19 protein-coding genes are annotated in these 22295 nt (G+C 62.8%); 6 read left to right on the forward strand and 13 right to left on the reverse strand.

Translation table 11 applies throughout. The features are described from left to right. Window positions 1–17 precede the first annotated feature (17 nt). Complete coding sequence (locus J3A64_RS22305) at window positions 18–2300, forward strand: bifunctional SulP family inorganic anion transporter/carbonic anhydrase (protein WP_210065963.1); 2283 nt, start codon at window positions 18–20, stop codon at window positions 2298–2300. Between the two features lie 237 nt (window positions 2301–2537). Next, window positions 2538–3134, forward strand: a complete 597-nt coding sequence (locus J3A64_RS22310) for a DUF1992 domain-containing protein (protein ID WP_011776041.1) — start codon at window positions 2538–2540, stop codon at window positions 3132–3134. 68 nt (window positions 3135–3202) lie between these two features. Here the strand turns inward: J3A64_RS22310 and J3A64_RS22315 are convergent, their stop codons facing one another. Further along, window positions 3203–4528, reverse strand: a complete 1326-nt coding sequence (locus J3A64_RS22315) for an ammonium transporter (RefSeq protein WP_210065965.1) — start codon at window positions 4526–4528, stop codon at window positions 3203–3205. 174 nt (window positions 4529–4702) lie between these two features. Then, window positions 4703–5944: an MFS transporter gene (locus J3A64_RS22320; protein WP_286176444.1), complete on the reverse strand. Its 1242-nt coding sequence runs from the start codon at window positions 5942–5944 to the stop codon at window positions 4703–4705. 150 nt (window positions 5945–6094) lie between these two features. On the opposite strand from J3A64_RS22320, the gene J3A64_RS22325 reads away from it, so the two are divergent. Further along, window positions 6095–6826 (forward strand): glutamine amidotransferase, encoded by a 732-nt coding sequence (locus tag J3A64_RS22325; RefSeq protein ID WP_210065968.1) that lies wholly within the window; start codon window positions 6095–6097, stop codon window positions 6824–6826. 149 nt (window positions 6827–6975) lie between these two features. Here the strand turns inward: J3A64_RS22325 and J3A64_RS22330 are convergent, their stop codons facing one another. From J3A64_RS22330 to J3A64_RS22350, 5 genes are all read right to left on the reverse strand, one after another. Then, window positions 6976–9165 carry a transglycosylase domain-containing protein gene (locus tag J3A64_RS22330; protein ID WP_210065971.1) on the reverse strand — a complete coding sequence of 730 codons (2190 nt, stop codon included), beginning with the start codon at window positions 9163–9165 and terminating at the stop codon, window positions 6976–6978. Between the two features lie 107 nt (window positions 9166–9272). Next, on the reverse strand, window positions 9273–9773 hold the full coding sequence (locus J3A64_RS22335; protein ID WP_167532112.1) for a sensor histidine kinase: 501 nt from the start codon (window positions 9771–9773) through the stop codon (window positions 9273–9275). Between the two features lie 198 nt (window positions 9774–9971). Then, complete coding sequence (locus tag J3A64_RS22340) at window positions 9972–10670, reverse strand: aspartate/glutamate racemase family protein (RefSeq protein WP_210065972.1); 699 nt, start codon at window positions 10668–10670, stop codon at window positions 9972–9974. Beyond that, entirely contained in the window at window positions 10660–12099 is a 1440-nt protein-coding gene (locus J3A64_RS22345) for an MFS transporter (protein WP_210065974.1), read from the reverse strand. The genes J3A64_RS22340 and J3A64_RS22345 overlap by 11 nt, the downstream gene beginning before the upstream one ends. 359 nt (window positions 12100–12458) lie before the next feature. After that, a complete protein-coding gene (locus J3A64_RS22350) occupies window positions 12459–13046 on the reverse strand; it encodes a DinB family protein (RefSeq protein WP_210065975.1) in 588 nt (195 codons plus the stop codon). Between the two features lie 136 nt (window positions 13047–13182). Here J3A64_RS22350 and J3A64_RS22355 point away from each other — a divergent pair, with 136 nt between their 5' ends. Both J3A64_RS22355 and J3A64_RS22360 read left to right on the forward strand, forming a co-directional pair. Then, window positions 13183–13491 (forward strand): MmcQ/YjbR family DNA-binding protein, encoded by a 309-nt coding sequence (locus J3A64_RS22355; protein ID WP_011776032.1) that lies wholly within the window; start codon window positions 13183–13185, stop codon window positions 13489–13491. A gap of 10 nt (window positions 13492–13501) precedes the next feature. After that, window positions 13502–13798, forward strand: a complete 297-nt coding sequence (locus J3A64_RS22360; protein WP_210065977.1) for a hypothetical protein — start codon at window positions 13502–13504, stop codon at window positions 13796–13798. 73 nt (window positions 13799–13871) lie between these two features. Here the strand turns inward: J3A64_RS22360 and J3A64_RS22365 are convergent, their stop codons facing one another. From J3A64_RS22365 to J3A64_RS22380, 4 genes are read right to left on the reverse strand one after another with little or no spacing between them, the layout of a single operon-like run. Beyond that, window positions 13872–14684: a bifunctional allantoicase/(S)-ureidoglycine aminohydrolase gene (locus J3A64_RS22365; protein WP_011776030.1), complete on the reverse strand. Its 813-nt coding sequence runs from the start codon at window positions 14682–14684 to the stop codon at window positions 13872–13874. Between the two features lie 14 nt (window positions 14685–14698). After that, on the reverse strand, window positions 14699–15961 hold the full coding sequence (locus tag J3A64_RS22370) for an aldolase (protein ID WP_210065979.1): 1263 nt from the start codon (window positions 15959–15961) through the stop codon (window positions 14699–14701). 1 nt (window position 15962) lies between these two features. Next, window positions 15963–17561 carry a malate synthase A gene (aceB, locus tag J3A64_RS22375; protein WP_011776028.1) on the reverse strand — a complete coding sequence of 533 codons (1599 nt, stop codon included), beginning with the start codon at window positions 17559–17561 and terminating at the stop codon, window positions 15963–15965. A gap of 18 nt (window positions 17562–17579) precedes the next feature. Then, on the reverse strand, window positions 17580–18980 hold the full coding sequence (locus J3A64_RS22380; RefSeq protein WP_210065981.1) for an NAD-dependent malic enzyme: 1401 nt from the start codon (window positions 18978–18980) through the stop codon (window positions 17580–17582). Between the two features lie 221 nt (window positions 18981–19201). On the opposite strand from J3A64_RS22380, the gene J3A64_RS22385 reads away from it, so the two are divergent. Further along, window positions 19202–19957, forward strand: coding sequence for an IclR family transcriptional regulator (locus J3A64_RS22385; protein WP_011776026.1), 756 nt, complete (start codon window positions 19202–19204; stop codon window positions 19955–19957). A 55-nt stretch (window positions 19958–20012) separates the two neighbouring features. On the opposite strand, the gene J3A64_RS22390 is transcribed toward J3A64_RS22385, so the two are convergent. Next, window positions 20013–20495, reverse strand: coding sequence for a DUF2867 domain-containing protein (locus J3A64_RS22390; RefSeq protein WP_011776025.1), 483 nt, complete (start codon window positions 20493–20495; stop codon window positions 20013–20015). A 128-nt stretch (window positions 20496–20623) separates the two neighbouring features. Beyond that, a complete protein-coding gene (locus tag J3A64_RS22395; RefSeq protein ID WP_011776024.1) occupies window positions 20624–22132 on the reverse strand; it encodes a nucleobase:cation symporter-2 family protein in 1509 nt (502 codons plus the stop codon). Between the last annotated feature and the right edge of the window lie 163 nt (window positions 22133–22295).

Raw genomic sequence — 22295 nt, forward strand, 5'->3', positions numbered from 1 at the left:
CCGAGCTAGGAGAACCCATGCCGCAACCCAACCAATCCGCCACAGTTCCCACCGACTCCCACAGCCCGCCGGGAAAGACGCCCACCTTCCTCAGCAACCTTGGCGCAGACCTCCCCGCGTCACTTGTCGTCTTCCTTGTCGCTCTACCGCTTTCCCTCGGCATCGCCGCAGCCTCAGGTGCTCCCGTCATGGCCGGTCTCATTGCCGCAGCCGTCGGCGGCATTGTCGCAGGCACCCTGGGTGGCTCCCCACTGCAGGTGAGCGGCCCGGCCGCCGGACTGACCGTCGTCGTTGCCGGTCTGGTTGACGAATTCGGCTGGCAGGTGACGTGCGCCATCACGGCTGCTGCCGGCGTCGTGCAGCTCCTCATGGGTGTCAGCCGCATCGGGCGTGCTGCGCTGGCAGTGTCGCCAGTGGTGGTCAAGGCGATGCTTGCCGGCATCGGCATCACCATCATCCTGCAGCAGATCCACGTGCTGCTCGGCGGTCAGGCCGCTGGATCGGCCATCGAAAACCTCACTGCGCTTCCTGCAGCAATTACCAACGTTGAGCTCCACTCGGCGCTCCTGGGCCTGGCAGTCGTCGCAATTCTGCTGACGTGGAAGTTCCTCCCCGCCGCAGTCCGGAAGATCCCCGGGCCGCTTGCTGCCGTCGTCGCGGTTACGGCACTATCTGTTGCCGTAGCGCCGGGCGTTGAGCGCATCAGCTTCAGCGGATCCATCTTCGACGCCATCGCCCTCCCAAGCCTGCCCGAGGGCAATTGGCGTGCCGCAGCCATGGCCGTCATCACGGTGGCCCTGATCGCGAGCATCGAGTCTCTTTTGTCAGCCGTTGCCGTGGACAAAATGGGCGGCTCGCGCACCAACCTCAACCGCGAACTCGTCGGCCAGGGCTCCGCGAACGTCGTTTCCGGCATGCTTGGCGGCCTTCCCGTGACGGGCGTGATCGTCCGCAGCGCCACCAACGTTGAAGCAGGTGCCGCAAGCCGCACATCGGCCATCCTGCACGGCGTCTGGGTTCTGGTGTTTTCTGCACTCTTTGCCGGCCTCATCCAACTGATCCCGTTGTCGGTTCTGGCTGGCCTGCTGTTGGTCATTGGTGCGAAACTCATCAAAGTCGCCGACATCCGGACCAGTCTCCGCACCGGCGATCTCCTGGTCTACAGCGTCACGCTGGTGTGCGTCGTGGTCCTCAACCTGCTCGAAGGCGTCATTATTGGCCTCGCACTTGCTGCTCTCTGCGTGCTCTGGCGTGTGCTCCGCGCACAGATCCACGCGCATGCTCCCTCTGCTGAAGCGCTGCCGTGGCGCGTCACCATCGCCGGCTCGTGCAGCTTCTTCGCGCTGCCTCGGCTCAACCGCGTCCTCCACTCCGTGCCCGAAGGCCAGGACGTCGTGGTGGAACTCAACGCCGACTACCTCGATCACGCCTTCCGCGAAGCCTTGGTCGCGTGGCAGAAGCAGCAACGGAATTCCGGCGCCTCCGTGATCCTTGAGGAGCACGGCACCACTGCCTTCAGTGACGCCGAGGACAACACGCCACAGCGCCAGGACCCGCGCGAATTCCCGCTGCCGCCCCGTACTTCATGGCAGTCGCTTTCTGCGCGAGTCAACCAGGCGGATGATGACGACGACGGCGGGCAGCCGCCGCTGCGGTCCATCCTCCTTGGCATCGACAAGTATCACCGGCGGCACGCAGAAAAGGTCCGGCCGTTGGTTCAGGACCTCACCGACGGTCAGAACCCCGACACTCTGTTCGTTGCATGTGTGGACTCCCGGGTGAACCCCAACCTGATCACCAGCAGCGGACCGGGCGATCTCCTCACGCTCCGAAACATCGGCAACGTGGTGTGCAATGACGGGAGCGATGCCTCGATCGACTCCGCACTGTCCTTCGCCGTCAAGGGCTTGTCCGTGGACTCGATCGTGATCTGCGGCCACTCCAACTGCGGTGCGATGAAGGCCGTCATTGCCGATGCTGAGGGGGCTTCGCCTGACATGGGCGACGGTTTCGATGAGTGGCTGGAACACGCGCGGCCGAGCTACTCTGCCCTGCTGGCCGGTCACCCGGTGGCCATTGCTGCCTCCGCTGAGGGCTACAGCCGCCTCGATCAGCTGAGCATGGTGAACGTTGCCCTCCAACTCCGGAAGCTGGAGCAACACCCGGTCACCGGCCCGGTCCTGGCTTCCGGCCAGGTGCAGGCCACTGGCTTGTTCTATGACATCTGCACGGCGCGCGTTGTCTTAGTGACGCCGGAAGGCATCGAGCAACTGGATCCGAGCATGGCAGTCCGTTCCTGATTCCGCCGGGGGACGGCCACCACCCACTTTGAGCTGCATTCAGCCCCGAGACGCCCCTCAGACGGCGTGTCGGGGCTGCTGCAGTTTCGTAGTGGGTGGTGGCGGTACGTGCGCAGCCGCGGGTTTCAACCAACGAGCGCCGGGGTACGGGGATTAACGTCAGCAACGTGCGGAATACTGGATTCGGAACCACGATTTCCGGCAGGCGAGGCTGCCGTGTGAGGAGGTGGCGGGAACGTGAACGCCGAGAACAACGCGTTCAGGCGGAAGCTCGAGCGGGGTGCGGAACTGCGGGCAGTCCGGTCTTGGGGCGGAAATGCCGAGGAAGACGCGGAGCTTGAGGCCGCGGATGCCGAAGAACGCGAGAAACGCCGAAAGGTAGACGACGCCGCCCGCGTTGAGTACCTCATCCGGGACGCCATGAACCAGGGAAAGTTCGACAACCTGAAGTACGCCGGCAAGCCAATTCCCGGCTTGGGGGAGCACTACGATCCCGACTGGTGGGTCAAGGGACTCATTCAGCGCGAACGGCTCAGCGGGATCGGTCCGCCCGCCATTTTGCTGCGGATCGAGGACTCGGAGCTCGACGCCAAGCTGGATCAGCAGTACACGGACAAACAAGTCCGGGACATCCTTGAGGACTTCAACAAGCGCGTGATCGAGGCCCGTCGGCAGCTACAAGGCGGCCCGCCCGTGATCACCAAGCTCCGCGACGTGGACGCCGAGGTGGAAAAGTGGCGGGAGCGTAGGGCCGCAGCTGCACCTCCCGAGCCGGAGCCCGAGCCTCCGGGCAAACGAACGTGGTGGCAGCGGATCTGGAACGGCTCCGGGTGAGGGGCACAAACAGCGGACGACGGCGGAACCCAAGTTCCGCCGTCGTCTGCTGTTGTGCGTTGGGGTCTTTAGGCGAAGCTGTCTTCCTTGGCTTCGGGGGCGGCTGCAGCCGGCTTCCGGCTGATGAGGGCCGACAGGTGGGCGTGCTGCTGGCGGAAGTGGCCGTGGGCGGTGAGGCCGAACTCGTAAGCGGACTCGGCGTGCTGGGTGAGGTCTACACCAGTGACTTCGTGCTCCAACGGGACGCGGAATCCTATGGTCTTGTGAATCGCACGGCCGATGACCAACGTGCCCACACCGGAGAGGGCGATGGTTACTAACACGGCAACCGTCTGGGCTACGAGCTGCTGCGGGCCACCGCCGTAGAGGAGGCCGCCAGCCGTGCCGTCGGTGGGGAAGGCGATGAAGCCCAAGGACAGTGTGCCGATGACGCCGGCGCCGAAGTGCACGCCCACCACGTCCAGGGAATCGTCGAAACCGAACCTGTACTTCAGGTCAACGAACACAGCGCAGGCGGCGCCGGCCACCAGGCCCAGGCCGAGAGCTGCAACAGGGCTGATGTTGGCGCAGGAAGGGGTGATCGCCACCAGACCGGCCACGACGCCGGATGCCGCACCCAGGGAGGTGGGGTGTCCGTGGCGGATCTTCTCCACCACGAGCCAGCTGAGCATTGCCGCCGCCGGTGTCACCAAGGTGTTGACCCAGATGAGGCCGGCCTGCTCTGCCGTGGTTGCTGCACCGCCGTTGAAACCGAACCAACCGAACCAGAGGATGGCCGCGCCGATCATGATGAACGGGACGTTGTGCGGGCGGTGGTTGGGGTCTTTGGCGAATCCGTGACGCTTTCCCACGATCAATGCGAGGACGAAAGCGGCGGTTCCGGAACTGACCTCAACCACTGCGCCTCCGGCGAAGTCGATGACCTGTCCGAAGATGTCCGTCAGCGCACCGCCTGCGCTCATGAGGCCCCCGCCCCAGATCATGTACGCCAGCGGACAGTAGACCACGGTGATCCAGATCGGTACGAACAGTGCCCAGGCGCCGAACTTGGCGCGGTCGGCGATGGCACCGCTGATGAGGGCAACGGTGATGATGGCGAACGTGGCGGCGAAGCCTGCCTTGATGAGATCGGGGGACCCCATCAGGTCCTGCAGGCCGAAGTGTGCAAAGGGATTACCGAACAGGCCGAGGAATCCTTCGCCGGTGGTCATCGAGTAGCCCCATAGAACCCACACCACGCCAACGATGCCCGCCGAGATGAAGCTCATCATGATCATGTTGAGCGCAGCCTTGGCACGCGTCATGCCACCGTAGAACAGGCCGAGGCCGGGGGTCATGAACAGCACCATTGCCGCCGACAACATCATCCAGACGTGTTGCGCAGAGATCTCCACCTGCGTTCCCTTCTCATTGAGCCTGTCCGAAACGGGGCCGTTGTTCCCGGCCCACGCCAACCCCCCGATCAATATTCGGTGAGCTATGTTTCCGACTCAGAAGAGCTAAGTTGCAGCTAAGTTACAGAAATCCCTCGTTCGTGAAGATCACGTCACTGCCATGTTTCAGGAATGTTAACGGCGCTTCTCGCGTGGCCCGGCGGGGTAACCTCCGCGACGGCTGGCGATGATGATCACCAAGGCGATCGCTGTGGGCAAAGCGGCGGCCAACGGGACCAGCTGCGCACCTACTGTGGTGAGGGCAAGAGCTCCATAGACAGCCCCCACAGCGATACCCAACTGAATAGTCACCACGGTGAGGCCGTTGGCAGCATCCTTGTGCTCACCACCAGCACGGAGGATCGCGGCCTGGTTGTAGATGCCCACCGCACCAAAAGCGATTCCCCACAGCGTCATCAGTCCAAAAGCCCCCACCCAGGTGCCGCCGAGCGCAGGCAGCAGGGCGAACGCAAGCGTCAAGAGTCCGACGGCGGCAATCACCGAGGTGCGTGGGCGCGAGTCAGCTGTCATGCCCGCAATCCAGATACCTACCAGGCTGGCGATTCCCACCACGGAGAGGGAGATGCTGGTGGCGGATTCCGGTAATCCGGACGCGAGAAGGAACGGGGCTACATAGGTGAACAGTGTGAAGTGGGCCAGCAACAAGAGTGGCCAAGCGATGGCCACAGCAATCACGCCCGGCAGTTTCATGGCTGCGCGCAGGGAGGGAGTCTTCTGGCTGGCCTGGTCATGCGCGCCCGGGAGAAGCCAGAAGGCCATCACTGCCAGGAGTGCACCGACTCCGGCAAGGACCATGAACGAAGCCCGCCACGTCATGAGTGAACCCATGAGAGTTCCGATAGGAGCGCCCACCGCCAGTGCAATGCTGGTGCCGCTGAACACAACAGCCATGGCCTTGCCCACCGAATAAGCGGGAACGATACGTGCCACGTAGGGTGCCATGCTGGACCACAGCATGCCGTGCGCGATACCGCCAAGGAGGCGTGCCCCGATCGCCCAACCCAACGTGGGGCTGAGCGCGAGGAGCACATTGCTCAGGGCAAACGCCAGAACAGTGGCGATCAGCAGCGTCTTGCGGGGCACTCTTCCGGCCAGAAATCGGGAGAGCGGCAGGGCCGTGAAGACGATGATGGCAGCGTAGACCGCAGTCAGCGAGCCCACAGCCGACTCGTCCACACCGAGGTCCCGGCTGATTTGGGGAAGCAGGCCCGAGGGCAGCAATTCGGTGGTTACTGCGGTGAAACCCGCAGCCGCCAACACCAACAGTCCGCCCCACGGGATCTTCTTCGGCTGCTGCGTTTCAGCACGCGACGCCTCGGGTGATGGCGTTCCGACGACCACGGGGTCCTGCTTCAAAGATTTGCTCCTCTGGGATGAGTCATTGTTGTTTCATAGGGGTCCCTACAACGTTATGCAGCCACGGCGATGCAAGGGAGCCTCTGTCAGGAACCCCCTCCGCTAGCAACACACTTTGAACGCCAGCCATTCCTCACGCAGACTGGCCCTGTGAAGCCCTTTTTATTGCTGGCCACCCGCGCCGAAGAAGCCGCAGCCGATGACGAGTACCTGGCCTATCTCCGGTACTGCGGACTGAAACCGGAGGAACTGGTCCGTATTCGGCTGGAATCAGCGCCATTGCCGCCCCTCGACCTGTCCGATTATTCCGGCGTGATTGTCGGCGGCAGCCCTTATACCTCCAGCGATCCTGTGGAGGAGAAGAGTGCAGCCCAGATCCGGGTTGAGAAGGAACTCTCCGGGCTCCTGGACCGGATCGTGGCCGAGGACTTCCCGTTCTTTGGTGCTTGCTACGGCGTCGGCACACTGGGCGTGCACCAGGGCGCCGTTATTGATCGCCGCTTCGGAGAGCCGGTAGGAGCTACGGAGATCACGCTGACGGCCGAGGGAGAACGCGATCCCATGCTTCAGGGTGTCCCGCACACCTTTGAGGCTTTCGTCGGACACAAGGAAGCATGCAGCAAACTTCCCGAACACGCTGTCCTCTTGGCCAGTTCAGCTGCGTGCCCGGTGCATATGTTCCGGATCAAGAACAACCTGTACGCCACGCAGTTCCACCCCGAACTGGATGCCGACGGACTCATCACGCGCATCAACATCTACAAAAACGCCGGATACTTCCCGCCCCACACAGCCGATGAACTCATCGAGACGGCACGCCGATCATCCGTGACCGAGCCCATGCGAGTACTGCGGAACTTCACGGAGCGCTACGCCCGCTAGCCCCCTCGAGTTGTGGGGCCTGCTTTGCGCGCTTTCGCGAAGGAATAGTGCGCAGATCGGGCCTCGCAAGGTGGGGTGGTTTGTTGTGGGGCCTGCTTTGCGCGCTTTCGCGAAGGAATAGTGCGCAGATCGGGCCTCGCAACGCGGGGTCACCGGGCCGTCAGCTGCGGCGGCGCCGGAACGGTGGGCGCCGGGGACGGTGGTGGAGCCGGCGCCAGGAAGGGCCCGCTCGGGTAGAGTGCCACGGCTTCCACCATGTAGTTGGCCCACTGCGGACCGGCGATCATGTACCCGTCCAAGGACTTGTAGAACTTGCCGTTGATGGTGACGTTCTGGCCCGCGCGCTGCTGTCCCGCCGTCGTGTCTCCGAAGAACGACGCCGTGGCGAGCGTGGTGGTGTAGCCGGCTACCCACGTGGCTCCGTTGTTGTTGGACGTGCCGGTCTTGGCGGCAACAGGGACCTTGGTGTGGACTTTGGGTTCGATCCACACGCCGGAACCCACCTTCATCACATCCTGAAGGACGGCATTGACGCCGCGGGCCACGGCCGGTTTCACGGCGTCCCGGCACTCCGGCGTTTGGGCTTCGTACTCCCTTCCCTGGAAATCGCTGACCTGGGTGATCGCGATGGGTTCGCAATATGTGCCGTCATTGGCAAACGTGGCGTAGGCGCTCGCCAGGACCAGTGGGGCCACGCCGATGGAACCCAGGAGGTTGCCGATCTGGTGCATGTTCACCGGGGCGTTATCCAGGCCGCTATGCAGTCCAACGGTGTCCACCATTTTCTGGATCCCGCAGAAGTCCAGTTGGGCCGCGGTGGCGAACGTGGCCGTGTTGATGGAGTTGTAGAGGCCGTAGTTGATGGGCATCGGCCGGTAGTAGCCGTCGTCGTTGTTTTGAAGGTCGTCGTCGGCCCCAAGGTTCTGGGCCTTTTGGGCGGTGCTGTAACCGCCAAGGACCTTGCCGCAGCTCGAACGCCACGGGAAACCTACCGGGTACACCCTGCGCGAGGCGTCAACCACGGCGGTGGGGTGCTTGCCCTCGTTGAGCCACTCAGCGTAGATGAACGGTTTCATGGTGGAGCCGGGCTGGAATCCTCCCGCACCGTTGAGGTCGTAGCCGTTCTCATCTTTGGCATCCACGTTGAAGTTCAGTTGGGTATCGTATTTTCCTTCCTGGGGTACGAACACCGTGTTTTGGGCCATCGCCAGGATCTTCCCGGTGCCAGGCTGCACTGTGGTCATCGCGGCGCCCCACTTGTCCGGGTTGGCTCCGGCGGATGCATCCACTTGTTGCTGGGCGAGGTTCTGAAGACGACTGTCAAGTGTGGTGGTGATGGTCAGGCCGCCGCGATAGAGAAGCCGTTCACGTTCCTCCACGGTTGAACCGTACGCCTCACTGTTCAGGATGAGATGGGAGACGTAGTCACAGAAGTACGTGGCAAACGATGTGCCCGCACAACCTTGCAGGGAAGGCGTGATGTTGAGCTCGATGGGCGTAGCCACCGCCACTCCGTGATCCACCGGTGTGATCTTGCCCTGTTCCAGCATCCGGTCCAGCACCAGATTGCGCCGCTTGAGCGCAGCTTCCGGATCGGCAATGGGGTCGTAGATGCTGGGTCCATTCACCAAACCGGCCAAGAGGGCCGCCTGGGGCAAGGTCAGGTCCATGGCGGAGGTGCTGAAGAAGTAACGGGACGCGGCCTCGATGCCGTAGGCGTTCCGGTTGAAAAACACAATGTTCAGGTAGCCCTCAAGGATCTGGTTCTTGCTGAAGCGCTTCTCCAGTTCCAGGGCAAGCTTGATTTCGCGCAATTTGTCGCCCACGGTCTTCTGGCCGCTGAGCACCACATCTTCCGGGCGCCCTTCGGACAGGCGTGACTCGTTGAGCACGTTGGTGACGTATTGCTGGGTCAGCGTGGAGGCGCCCTGACGGGTGCCCTGGGTCAAGTTGGAGCTGAGCGCCCGCAAGATGCCATGGGCATCCACACCAGTGTGCTCGTAGAAACGGCTGTCCTCGATCGCGATGATGGCCTCTCGGATGAACGGAGACATCTCCTCCAAAGGGACTTTCACCCGGTTCTCGGCGAAGAAGGTGGCAATGAGCGTGCCGTCTGCAGCGACCACGTTGCTGGAAAGTGAAGGGGAGTCGACGTCGAGTTCGGCCGGCAGGCTTTGATAGAACCCCACGGACCCGCCCAGCGTGGTGCTGGTGAACGCAACCACGGGGGCAAGGAATCCTGTGATCAGCACCCCGCAGAGAGTGCTCACGAAGAAGAACCCGAAGACCCTTAAAAGGACCTTGCCCAGACCTGTCTTTGGACCCTTGTTCCGTGCCATTTTCGTGCCACTCCCTAGGGATGTCAGGCTGAAAAGTAGCTACAGAATACGTCCGCCAACGCTGTGGGGCTATGGTTTGGACGCCCAAATATGGTCCCAAATCGGACTCAATCCAGCGGTAGCGTAACCCTCACGCTGGTGCCCCGCCCAACGGCAGAGTCGATGTCAACTGTCCCGCCGGCGTCGTGGACTGCTATGGACATCAGCAGCAATCCGAAACCGTGCCGCCGGCCACTGGGGGCGGCGTGAATCTCGAATCCGCTGCCATCGTCCGTGATGGTGAGCTGGATGCCGTGGTAGACGGCGTTGAGCCGGACGGTGAGCTCGCTGGCGTTGGCGTAGTTGAGGGTGTTGCTGAAGGTCTCCTGAGCCACGTGATAGAGAAGGGCGGCGGCTGAGGAGGAGATCTCGATGCCGTGATGCGGTGTGTGCCAGTGCACCGTGACGCCCTCGCGCCGGAGCGGTGCAGCCAGCCGGTCGATGCATCCTGCGACACCCAGCGTGTAGAAATCCACGGGGTGTTGGTCCTGGATGATGCCTTTGACGGCTACCACCTCGGTTAGTGCTGATGCCTGTTCCATTGCTTCCCCCACATCGTTGTGTTTCATATCTGGAATTCGTTGCCGAAACCCCTTGGTATTGGTGCTTCGCCTGTTTCCAGCGTGGCGCTGCTATATCAAGGAAGCTTTTCGATTGGCTCAAGTTCCCATCAAGTTTGTTGGGGAGGCTTGCGGGCCCCCTGCATGGTTATTTAAAGCGCCCGACGACGGCACTTGGGTGCCGTCGTCGGGCGCTGCTTTTGCCGTTTAAGACAGGGCCGTGAGCACCAGCTGGCAGGCGCTGGGGATCGGTTGGATGATGTCGACGGCGGTTGCCTCTGCCAGCCGTCGGGCGGTGGCGCTGAGTGGGCCGCCGGCGATGATGACTGCCTCAGCCTTGTCAGACTCCGTGGCTGTCGTGACGGCCTGCGCCAACTCCTGGAACTGACGTTCAGGGTCTGCCGCCAAGACCAAGGGTTCTGACAGCGTCAGGCGGACACCGGTGAACTGCTCCTGGAACCCATGGTCCGCCACCAGCTTGCCCAGGGCGTCCGCCAACAATGGCGTGCTTGTTGCCATGCCGAAGTGACGGAGCCCGCCGTGGGAGTTCTGTGCCGCGGCGTAAACGGAGCCTTGTCCTATGCCGATCACCGGGATGTTGAGATCGTCGTCCAACTGTGCCCGCCCCGGATCACCAATCGCTGCAACGATCACAGCGGCTACCCGTCCGCCGTCGGGCCCGGAAAGGTAGCTGCGCACGGCATTGCGGACGTGCGCCTCAGACTCGGACAAGGAGACCGGATCCACGATCATGGAAGGCCCGGCGGCTGCGGTAATGCCCACAACCCGGAGACCATGCGGCGCCAGGCTTTCCTCAGCCAGGTCCACCATCATGGTTGTGGTGTTGCCGTTGGTGTTCGGATTGACCAGAAGGACTGTGTCCGGGCTGGGAACGCTAGTGTCCATAGATCGCAGCTTCCTCGTCATCGCCCGGTTCAGCGTCCTCTTCCAGGGGCTTGTTGAAAGTCTCGGGCGGGAATTGGACCACGATCGCCAGGATGACGAACAGCACTGCCAGCGTGGTGAACATACCCGGCAACCCGGCGGAGTCGAACACGGCCCCGGAGATGAGCGGGAACAGGCCTCCGGACAAAGAACCCGCTGCCAGAATGATGGACGTACCGAAACCACGGGTGCGCGTGGGGTAGAGCTCCGGAGCAAATAGCCAGATAGTGGTGTTCAGGATGATCACCGAGAAGTTGAAGAGGACTCCGAAGATCACAACGAGAACGATGTCGGTGGCAAGGAAGGCCATTGACAGCCCGGACAAGCAGCCAAGAATTGCGGCCGCTGTGAGCACTTTCTTCCGGGGCAATCGGCTGGCGAGGTAGGCGGCTGTGCAGGCACCAAGCAATGAACCGGACTGCATGATCAGCGTGAACCAGAGGCTCGTGTTCACGGCATAACCGCGGGACACCAGGATGGTGGGCATCAGCGTCAGCATGGAGATCTGGGCGGCGTAGGACATGCAAACGGCAACGCACAGCAGCGCCGTACGCTTGAGGAGCTTTCCGCGGAGGGCATCCTTCCAGTGCCCGGACGATTTCACCACCACAGGATCGGGTACTGCTGTGATGTATGTTTCCGGATCCTTAATGGGGCCGGAGAGCTTGTTGCGGGCAAGGCGGGTGATGACTAGGTTTGCCTCATCGATTTTGCCTTGGGATGCCAGGAAGCGCGGCGTTTCCGGGACGTACCTTCTGAAGAACATCACCAGCAGGGCGGGGATGAACAGCAGGCCGAAAACCCAGCGCCACTTGTCCGGGCCGTCGAAGAGCGTGAAGACGAGGATGCCGAAGGCCGGTGCCAGCATGTTGCCCAGACCCGCTGCGGTGACGTTGATTAGTCCCACTGCGGTGCCGCGGTGTTTGGCGGCGAAGAACTCCGCCATCATGATCACGGCAACGGCTATTTCACCACCGAGCCCGAAACCGACAATGAAGCGGCCTGCGGCCAAAATGGGATAGTTCGGAGCAACGGCGCAGAGCAATGAACCGCCGGCGAAGATGATGAGGTTGATGACCAGCATGTGCCGCCGGCCGTATTTGTCGACGATGAGGCCCGTCGCGAGCCGTCCAAGTGCGGTTGCCGTAAACGTCATTGTGTTCAGCAAACCGATTTCGGTGGCGCCCAATCCCCACGACTGGCGGAGGATGGGTCCGGTGATGCCTACGGCATTTTGTTCGAGGGCGTCGAAGAAGACGCCCAGCAGGATCATGAAGACAATTTGGCGATGTGCGCCAGTCACCCCTATCCGTTGATACGCGCCTTCGATTTGTTTGGCCAGGGATCCGGTCCGCGGTGTTGCAGCCTCCTGGGCAAGGTCTTTTTCCACAGTGCGCTCCTATCTGAGCTCTGAAGGGTTCATTCATTGCCACGCGAATGGTTCCGTCATGCGGAATGCGAATATCACATGAGGGAATGTGATGGAGATTACACTTTGGGATACCAAAAGGCCATGGTTGGCGTGTAAACAGAATGTGACCGGAAGTTCATCGAGGGGTGGGGTCTACTGCTTTATGAGCCTCTTTAGAAGGAATACACCCGAAAGAGGTTGATTTTCGGGCATCGTCGAAGCCAAAGAGGTCTGAAAGTTGCCGCCCTCAACCGCCAAACCTCGCTCAAGACAACCCGGGCAATAGTGGCCTGTGAGCCCGTTAGTATGCCAGCGCCTCACAGGCCACCTGTGAAGGTTTAGGCGCTGCTTTCGCCTGCCTGCAGCGCCGCCTGCTCAATACGGGCACGGTGGGCTGCCCACTCTTCCGTGGATCGGCCCGGGATGTTCGGATCGCCCGGTCTCTGCCCAATGTTGCCGTCAATGAGTTCGCGAATAATGTCCGCGTGCCCCGCATGCCTGGACGTTTCCACGCACATGTGGACCAGGATCTGGTGGAGAGTGACGTTCTTCTTCTCATCCGACCACCACGGCACAACGCCGGGAGCGTCCAAAGGGAGGGACTCGATGGTCTGGTCGCTGTGCTTGGCGGAAAAATGGTGAAGCTCCAGGATTTCTTCGCGGCTCTCCGTTGCCGGAACCCACATGTCCGAATCCGGTGCTGCATCGTCGGCAAACCACTGGAGCTCCCTGCCGCTGGGCCGGCCGAAGGTCTCACCGAAATACCCCAATTCCACACTGGCCACATGCTTGACCAAGCCCAGCAGGTTCGTTCCCGTGGGTGTCATGGGCCGGCGGGCATCGTATTCGCTCAGCCCATTCAGTTTCCCGAGCAGATCGGTCCTACGGAGGCGCAAATATGTGAGCAGCGTCGCTTTTTCATCCATGGTCAGGACTCTACCGAAGAGGTCCGGGCGCCGGGTTCGCGGGAAACGTGCCAACCAGTCCGATGAGCTCCAGCGTTGTCGCAGCATTCCCGCGATTTCGCTTGTCGCTGCCCCGGGGCGAATGCGACAGTGAACCATGGCCACGGAGGACGACGTAAGACGCATCTGCCTGAGCATGCCCGGAGTCACTGAGCGCCCCAGTTGGGGGCAGCCGGCATGGTTTGCCAAGACCCTCATGGCACGCATGTGGGAGGAGGGCGTCGGCACCGTCAAGACTGAGGAACGGGAAGCGCTCGCAGCCATGCGGCCCGATACCTTCTTCTGGACTCCGCATCACGAACAATCCCCGAAGCTGATGCTCATCCGGCTGGACAACATCGACGTGGACGAGCTCGACGAACTGCTGCAGGAGTCGTACAGAATCGCCGGCGGGCGCGCAGGTTAGACTCGGCCGCATGGGGGAACACAACAAACTTGGGGAACAGAGCACACCGCGGCCTGCCCGCAAACCGGCAGCCGTCGTCGTGCCTTTGCTGGGGCTGATCGCTGTGATCGTGGGGCTGATCGTGGCGTGGACCAACCAAAGCACCAGCTTCGGCTGGTTCGCCTACGCACCGTTGAGTGACACTGTCTTCGTCGGGAACGGTGGAGCCATGGTCAGCCAAGGGACGCAGTTCGGGCTCGCGGTGACGGTCCTGGGCTTGCTGGTCCTCGCGTTCTGGGCGGGGCTCGCTATCGGCCGCCGCCGCTGAGTTCGCCGGAAAACGGCGAAATCGCCGGGAAGCCTCCAGCGAACTGGCAGCTTTCCGGCGATCTCGGCGCAAATCAGGTGAGCTTCACCTGGCGGTTCATGTCCTTGTACAGCAGGTAGCGGAACTCGCCCGGACCACCGGCGTAGCAAGCCTGCGGGCAGAACGCGCGCAGCCACATGAAGTCGCCGGCCTCCACCTCAACCCAGTCGTTGTTGAGCAAGTACATGGCCTTGCCTTCCAGGACGTACAGGCCGTGCTCCATGACGTGGGTCTCCGGGAAGGGGATCACACCACCGGGCTGGAAGGTGACGATGTTGACCTGCATATCGTGGGCGAGGTCGCTGGAGTCCGTGAAACGTGTGGTCTTCCAGACGTCGTCCGTGTCCGGCATGGAGGTGGGCTCCACGTCCTTCTCGTTGGTGACGAAGGACTTGGCCTCGAAGCCCTCAAGGCGCTCGTAGGCCTTGCGGATCCAGTGGAAGGAGACGATGTCGTCGGAGACGTTCTCCAGGCCCCACTCAGCGCCGGCAGCGAGATAGGCGTAGCCGCCCTCTTCGAGGTGGTGCAGTTCGCCGTCGAGGGTCAGGTTGACCTGGCCCTTGGTGACGAAGATGACGCCTTCAACGCCTGCCTCGAACTCGGCCTTGGGAGCCCCGCCGCCCGGGGCGATTTCGACGATCAGCTGGGAGAACGTGGTGGCGAAGCCGGAAATCGGCCGCGCGATGATCCACGAACGGGTGTTGGAGAACCCCGGCAGGTTGCTGGTGACGATGTCCGTCATGACGCCCTTGGGGATCACCGTGTACGCCTCGGTGACGATTGCCCGTTCGGTGGTCAGTTGGGTCTGCGGCGGCAGACCGCCCTGCGGGTAGTAGTACTTGCCCATGCGAAATGCTCCTATCAGTGCGAAGTTGGTTGCGCGAGCCGCGGGTGCGCCAGTGCGGTCAGCTGTGAAAGTTCGACGCCGGCAAGCGCCTTGACCTCGTCGGTCCCCACTGCGCCGCACTGGACGCCGCGGAGGACGAAGCCGGCCAGGGCGCGGGCGGTGGCGGGCTCATCCATGACGCCGCCTTCGGTGCGCTCCACGTAGTTGCGGAGGCGCAGGGCCGCGGCAGGGAGGCCTTCGCGGTAGAAAGCGTACGATGCCGAGAAGCGGCTGGGCAGTTGGGCGGCGTGCAGATCCCAACCCTGGTAGTAGCCGTTTTCCAGGGAGCGACGAACCAAGCGGCCGTGCAGCTTCCATGCGTCTTCCACGGCATCGCCCACGGGGATGATGTTGGTGGAACCGTCGGAGAGGCGGATGCCCGTTCCGGCGACGGCGAGTTGCATGACTTCCTTGGCGAAGTCGGCCACCGGGTGCTCCATGGACTGGTATTCCGCGGAGATTCCCAGTGAAGCGCTGTAGTCGTAGGTCCCGTAGTGCAGGGCGCTGATGCGGCCCGGAACAACGTGGGGGAGCTGCGCCACAGGCGAGGTTCCGTCAGCACCGATGATGAGCTGCGGCGTCTCCACCTGCACCTCAAAGCGGAGCCGGCCAGCGGGAAGCCCGTGGACTTCTTCAAGGCGGGACACCGCGAAGTCCATCGCCTGGACCTGTGCCACCGTGGTGACCTTGGGCAGGGTGAGGATCAAACCGGAAGGCAGTTCGCCTGCCTCAGCCAATGTGGAGACGAACAGGTCCAGCGTCTTCAGCCCGCGGGCCCTGGTGGGCGCTTCGAAGCACTTGAAGCGGATGCCGATGAACGGCGGAGCTGTTCCGGCCGCAACCGCGGCGGCAACAGCCTTGGCGGCAGCAACGGCGTCGGCGTCTTCTGCCTCATCGCCGCGGTCTCCGTAGCCGTCTTCAAAGTCCAAACGGAGGTCCTCGATGGGCTCGGCAGCGAGCTTCGCGGCGACGCGCTCCGCAACAGCGGCAGCCAGATGGGGCTCCTGGCCCAAAAGCTGACCCAGCTTTTCCAGACCGCCGTGAGCTTCCGCCGTCGCCAGTGCCTGTGTGCCCCAATCAGCCACAAAGGTGGGCGTGAAGCGGTCGGCCGGGATGTAGACGGTGTGGATGGGCTGGCGTGAGCCGTCGTCGCCCGGGTAGTTGCGGTCAAGCAACTGGTCCGTCGCCTCGAGCTGGGACTCGATGTGGGCCAGATCGGATGCAGAGAATGAGCCCATCTCAGCCCACCAGCTCGTACGCGGGAGTGGTGAGGAAGTCCGTGTAATCGTCGGACAAACAGATGTCCTCGATCAGCTTGGATGCCGGCTCGTAGTACTTTGTGAAGTTCTCGTCGCCGAACTCGATGCGCAGGCGCTCGGTCTCTTCGCCCAGGATGCGGGTGACGAGTTCGCGGGTCACAGTGTTGCCCGTGTCTGCGAGGACGGACTTGTTGCGGATCTGCTGCCATACCTGCGAGCGGGAGATTTCCGCTGTCGCTGCATCTTCCATGAGGTTGTGGATGGCAACTGCGCCGCTGCCGGAGATCCAGACGCCCGTGTAGGCGACGGCGACGTACAGGTTCAGCCGAAGGCCGGCCTCCGTCACGGTACCGCCGGCGGAGGCGACGTCGATGAGCTGCTCGGCCGTGACGTTCACCTCGGGGCGTTGCTTATCGAGCTGGTTGGGACGGTCACCGAGCACGGAGTCAAAGACTTCGCGGCAGGTGGGGACCAAGTCCGGGTGGGCAACCCAGGAGCCGTCGAAGCCGTCGTTTGCTTCGCGGGTCTTGTCGGCACGGACCTTGTCGAAGGCGGCGGCGGTGACGTCCGGCTGCTTGCGGTTGGGGATGACGGCGGCCATGCCACCCATGGCGAAGGCGCCGCGCTTGTGGCAGGTCTTGACCAGCAGTTCGGTGTAGGCGCGCATGAACGGTGCCGTCATGGCAACAGTGGCGCGGTCCGGGAGGACGAACTCTTCACCGGCATCACGGAAGTACTTGATGATGCTGAAGAGGTAGTCCCAGCGCCCGGCGTTCAGGCCCGAGGCGTGGTCGCGGAGTTCGTAGAGGATCTCGTCCATCTCGAAAGCTGCAGGGATGGTTTCGATGAGCACGGTGGCGCGGACGCTGCCTTGCGGGATGCCCAGGAAGTCCTGTGCGAACACGAAGACGTCGTTCCAGAGGCGGGCTTCCAGGTGGCTCTCCATCTTGGGCAGGTAGTAGTACGGTCCCTGGCCGTTGAGGAGAAGCTGCTTGGCGATGTGGAAGAAGTGCAGGCCGAAGTCCACCAGCGCACCCACGGCGGGTTCGCCGTCGATCAGCAGGTGGTTCTCCTCCATGTGCCAGCCGCGCGGGCGGGCCACAACAACGGCCAGGGGAGCGTCGGTGCGGAGGCGGTATTCCTTGCCTTCGGGCGAGGTGTAGCTCAGGGTTCCCTGGGCGGCGTCGCGAAGGTTCAGGATGGCGTCGATGACGTTGGGCCAGGTGGGAGTGCTGGCGTCTTCGAGGTCCGCGAGCCACACCTTGGCGCCGGAGTTCAGGGCGTTGATGGCCATCTTGGCCGGGGTTGCCGGGCCGGTCATCTCGACGCGGCGGTCCTGCAAAGCTGCCGGTGCCTCGGCGACCTTCCAGTCGCCGTCGCGAATTTCCTGGGTCTCCGGGAGGAAGTCCAGCCGGCTGGTGTCGGCAACCTTCTGGCGCTTGACCTGCCGGGCCTCAAGGAGCTCGTTGCGGGTACCGGCGAAGCGCTTGTGCAGTTCCTCGATGAAGGCCAGTGCCTTGGGGGTAAGGATTTCCTCGGCGCGATCGATCGGCCGGGGATCGGTGACTGTGATAGCCATGTGAGCGGATTCCTTTTTCTAGAGTGCGCTGGCGGCGTTGGCGTGCGCAGCGTTGGCTACGGCGGTGGCCACATCGGCGGCAACATGGGGATCGAAGACGCTGGGGATAATGTAACTCGCGTTGAGCTCATCGTCAGCTACCCGGTTGGCAATTGCCTCGGCAGCGGCCACCAGCATGTTCGGCGTGATGTCCGAGGCCCCAGCGTCCAACAGGCCCCGGAAGAAGCCGGGGAAGGCCAGCACGTTGTTGATCTGGTTCGGGAAGTCGCTGCGGCCGGTAGCAACCACGGCTGCGTGCTTGGACGCGGCAACGGGGTCGATTTCCGGCGTCGGGTTGGCCATGGCGAACACAATCGCGTCCTCGGCCATCGAAGCGACCTGCTCTTCGCCGATCACGTGCGGGGCGCTGACACCGATGAAGACGTCCGCTCCCTTGAGGGCATCGTGCAGGGTTCCGGAGAAGCCTTCTTGGTTGGTGTTCGCGGCGATCCAGCTGCGGTGCTCGTCGTTGTATTCCTCGCCGGAGTGGATGGCGCCGGAGCGGCCCGCGGCGATGATGTGCTGCGCGCCCTGGGCCTTGAGGAGCTGGATGATGGCCGAGCCGGCAGCGCCGACGCCCGAAACCACGATCTTGACCTCGGACAGCTTCTTGTCTACAACACGGAGGGCGTTGACCAAGGCGGCGAGGGTGACGATCGCGGTGCCGTGCTGGTCATCGTGGAACACCGGGATGTCGAGTTCTTCGCGGAGGCGGTTCTCGATTTCGAAGCAGCGCGGTGCGGCGATGTCTTCGAGGTTGATGCCACCGTAAACGGGGGCCATGGCCTTGGCGATCATGATGATTTCTTCGGTGTCCTGGGTGTCCAGGCAGACGGGCCAGGCGTCAACGTTGGCGAACTGCTTGAAGAGCGCAGCCTTGCCTTCCATCACGGGAAGGGCAGCGGCGGGGCCGATGTTGCCCAGGCCCAGAACGGCTGAACCGTCGGTGAGGACGGCGATGGTGTTGCGCTTGACCGTCAGGTTGCGGGCTGCGGCCGGGTCCTCAGCGATGGCCATGCAGACGCGGGCGACGCCGGGAGTGTAGGCACGCGAGAGGTCGTCGCGGTTGCGCAGGGCTACCTTGGGGACCACCTCGAGTTTTCCACCGAGGTGCATGAGGAAGGTGCGGTCCGAGACGTGCTGGACGGTGACGCCGTCGAGGGCGTTCAGGGCATCCTTCACGCGGCCTGCGTGGTCGTCGTCCGTGGTGTTGCAGGTGACGTCAACAACGATCGTCTCGTGGTGGGATTCCGTGACGTCCAGTGCGGTGATCGCTGCACCGGCTGCGCCGACGGCTGCTGCCAGTTCACTGGTAGCTGTGAAGCTCGACGGTGCGGCGACGCGCAGGGTGATCGAGTTTCCGGGGCTCGGATTCGCCATTGAAATTCCTCCTGTAAGGCCCGTTCCCGGGCCGCCGTTCCAAACTGAATGTTTTCGTATTATGGATATTATTATCTACAAAGTGGAAACACAACCCCCTGCTTGGTCATGTTTGGCGTCATCGCGCAGGTGCGGGTTGTGCTGTATGTTGGGTGTTCTAAGCAATTCTTTTCACGATGCGGATAAGAGTTGTCGGAATCTGAGTCATTGGAGACAAGGGAATGGCTGAAAAAGCCTCCGGAGGCGTGCAGTCCGTTGAGCGCGTCTTTGAACTGCTGGAACTGATCACGGACGCAGGCGGCGACGTCACCCTGAGCGAACTTTCGTCGTCCACGGACCTCCCCCTGCCCACCATCCACCGCCTGCTCCGCACGTTGGTGTCCCTCGGCTACATCCGTCAGCTGCCCAACCGCCGCTACGCTTTGGGCCCTCGGCTCATCCGCCTGGGTGAAGGCGCCAGCAAGCAGCTCGGAGCCGTGGCCCGGCCGCAGCTGAAGACCCTCGTGGAGCGCCTCGGCGAGACCTCCAACATGGCCGTCCTCGACTCGGACATGGTCATCTACGTGGCCCAGGTCCCGTCCATGCACTCCATGCGCATGTTCACCGAGGTTGGGCGCCGCGCCCACACGCACGACACCGGAGTCGGAAAAGCCATCCTCGCCCAGCTGGATGACGAAGTTGTCCGCGGCATTGTGGCCCGCACCGGCATGCCCACTCCCACGGCCAAGAGCATCGGCGACATCGACTCCCTCCTGGCAGATCTCAAGCTCATCCGCGAACGTGGCTACTCCATTGACGAGGAAGAGCAGGAGCTCGGCGTCCGCTGCTTCGCCATGGCCGTGCCTAACGCGCCCACGCCCACCGCGATCTCCGTGTCCGGACCGATCACCCGCGTTGACCAGAGCTTCGCTGACCGCGCCGTGCCCATGCTGCGCGAGGCTGCCATGGCGATCTCCGCGGAGCTCAACCAAAACTAAACTCGCCGAGTCGGCATTTGATGGCAATGTTCTTCGCGAACATTGCCATCTTTTGTTATGTCGGCGAGGGTTTTGAGCGGGTGGCCTTCTTGAGCATGGAGTTCACCACGATCGGGTGAACGGGCCGCACCACGCCGAAGTACAGTCTCCCGCGCCACCCTTTAAGTTCGACGGCGGTAGTCACCCTGATCAGTCGGCTCACAGGATCAACCCCTACGGCGGCCGCGAAGTTCAGGTGCTTGTCCCGGACAAAGATCAGGGCTTCTTCGCCCGACTGGTCGGTCACCTTGAACGTGTCCTGAGGCGCCCTGGGAATTCCGATCAAGGGCACAAGCGCCTGACGCAAGCCCATTGCCCCGGCGACCCAACGGGGCATGGACTCCAAGGAGAACAACCGCTCCGCCCATTCCGTGGGGTCCGTGCCGGCGCCGTTCGGGAGAGTGGCCAGGCAAACGTCCGCATAGTCCGGCCTCGGGATCTCGCGGAAGGCCAGCGAGTGGAAGCAGGGCGCTTGGTTGGTCATGGGCTTCTCGGTCATGGCCTGATCCTACGGTGAGTGCCGGCGTCGTACATGCCCCGAGGGGCGACCCCCCCGAGAGGCGACAAAAGGCGGCAGTGTCCCCCAAGGAAAACACTGCCGCCTGCTGTCATCCGCGCGTGCGGAAGCTAGTGCTCTGACGCGCTGGATGCCTTGAGTGGGACTTCCTTGCCGTCGGCGTCGATCAGCTTGCCGTTCTCGAAGCGGTCGCCCTCGCTGAGGCACTTGATGTCCTCTTCGCTGACAATCCGGTCAGTGCCCGCCACGAACACCGACTGGTTGTCCGAGTTGCCGGCCTTGAAGTGGTTGAAGAGGATGTTCAGCAGGATGGCCATGACGGCAGCCGAGCTGATGCCGGAGTGGAAGATCGTGGAGAACCAGGACGGGAACTCGTCGTAGAAGGAAGGTGCCGCGATGGGGATCATGCCGAATCCGATTGAGGCCGCCACGATGATCAGGTTCATGTTGTTCTTGTACTCCACCTTGGCCAGGGTGCGGATACCGCTGGCTGCCACCGTACCGAAAAGCACGACGCCGGCGCCGCCCAGGACGGGCGTCGGAACCGCTGCGACAACACGGCCCAGGATCGGCAGGAGGCCCAGGACCACCAGGATGAGGCCGCCGGCGCTGACAACGAAGCGGCTCTTGATGCCCGTGATGGCCACAAGGCCAACGTTCTGGGCGAAGGCACTCTGGGTGAAAGAGTTGAACAACGGGGAGATGGCGCTGGAGAGCATGTCGGCGCGGAGGCCGTCGCCGATGCGGCGGGAGTCAACCTTGGTGTCCACGATCTCGCCCACTGCGATGATGTCGGCCGAGGTTTCGGTCAAGGTCACCAGGATGACAATGAGCATGGAGATGATGGCAGCGATTTCAAAGGTGGGAGCGCCGAAAGCGAAGGGCGTGGGGAAAGCGACGATGTCACCCTGGCCCACCTTTGAGAAGTCAGCCATGCCGGCGATGAAAGCGATGATGGTACCGATGACCATGGCCAGCAGGATGGAGAGTCGGGAAATGGCGGCGTTGCCAACCTTGCTGAGGAGAAGGACCACGCCCATGGTGGCTGCTGCGAGGCCGATGTTGGCCATGCTGCCGTAGTTGTCAGCCTTGGCGTTGCCGCCCATGGCCCAGTTGGCCGCCACCGGCATCAGCGTGAGGCCGATGGTGGTGATCACCGTGCCGGTGACCACAGGCGGGAAGAACTTGATGATCTTGGAGAACAGGGGAGTGATCGCCAGGCCAATCAGCGAGGCCACGATCACGGAGCCGAACACCGCCTGGATCCCGCCGCCACCTTGGACGATTGCCACCATGGTGGAGACACCGGCGAAGGAAACACCCTGAACCAGCGGCAACTGCGAGCCGAACCACGGGATGCCCACCGTCTGAAGGATGGTGGCCAGGCCGCCCACGAACAAACAAGCGGCGATGAGGAGGCCGATGTCCTGCGAGGACATGCCTGCAGCGGCACCGATGATCAGCGGGGGCGCAATGATTCCGCCGTACATGGTGAGGACGTGCTGGAAGCCATAGGCGAAGGTGCTTCCGATGGAGAGTCGCTTGTCCTCGGGCCGTTCCGGCTTGTTCGTCTGCGAAGCGGTGGTATTCGCAGAGCGGGATTTCTTCTTGATGTTCATGGCAGACTTTCTGGGTTCATGGCAGACGTCTTCGTCTGGCTAACTATGTCTGGCTAACAAATCTTTGGGTTGTTTTTGGGGTTGGGTTTGTGTGCAGGTCCGGCCTTGACGGGGCGCCGTTGGGGGGACCTGCACACAAACCCTTGAGATGGTGCGGGTTTAG

Origin of the sequence: Pseudarthrobacter sp. PvP004 (genome assembly GCF_017876035.1) — a bacterium.
Taxonomy (GTDB): Bacteria; Actinomycetota; Actinomycetes; order Actinomycetales; family Micrococcaceae; genus Arthrobacter; species Arthrobacter aurescens_A.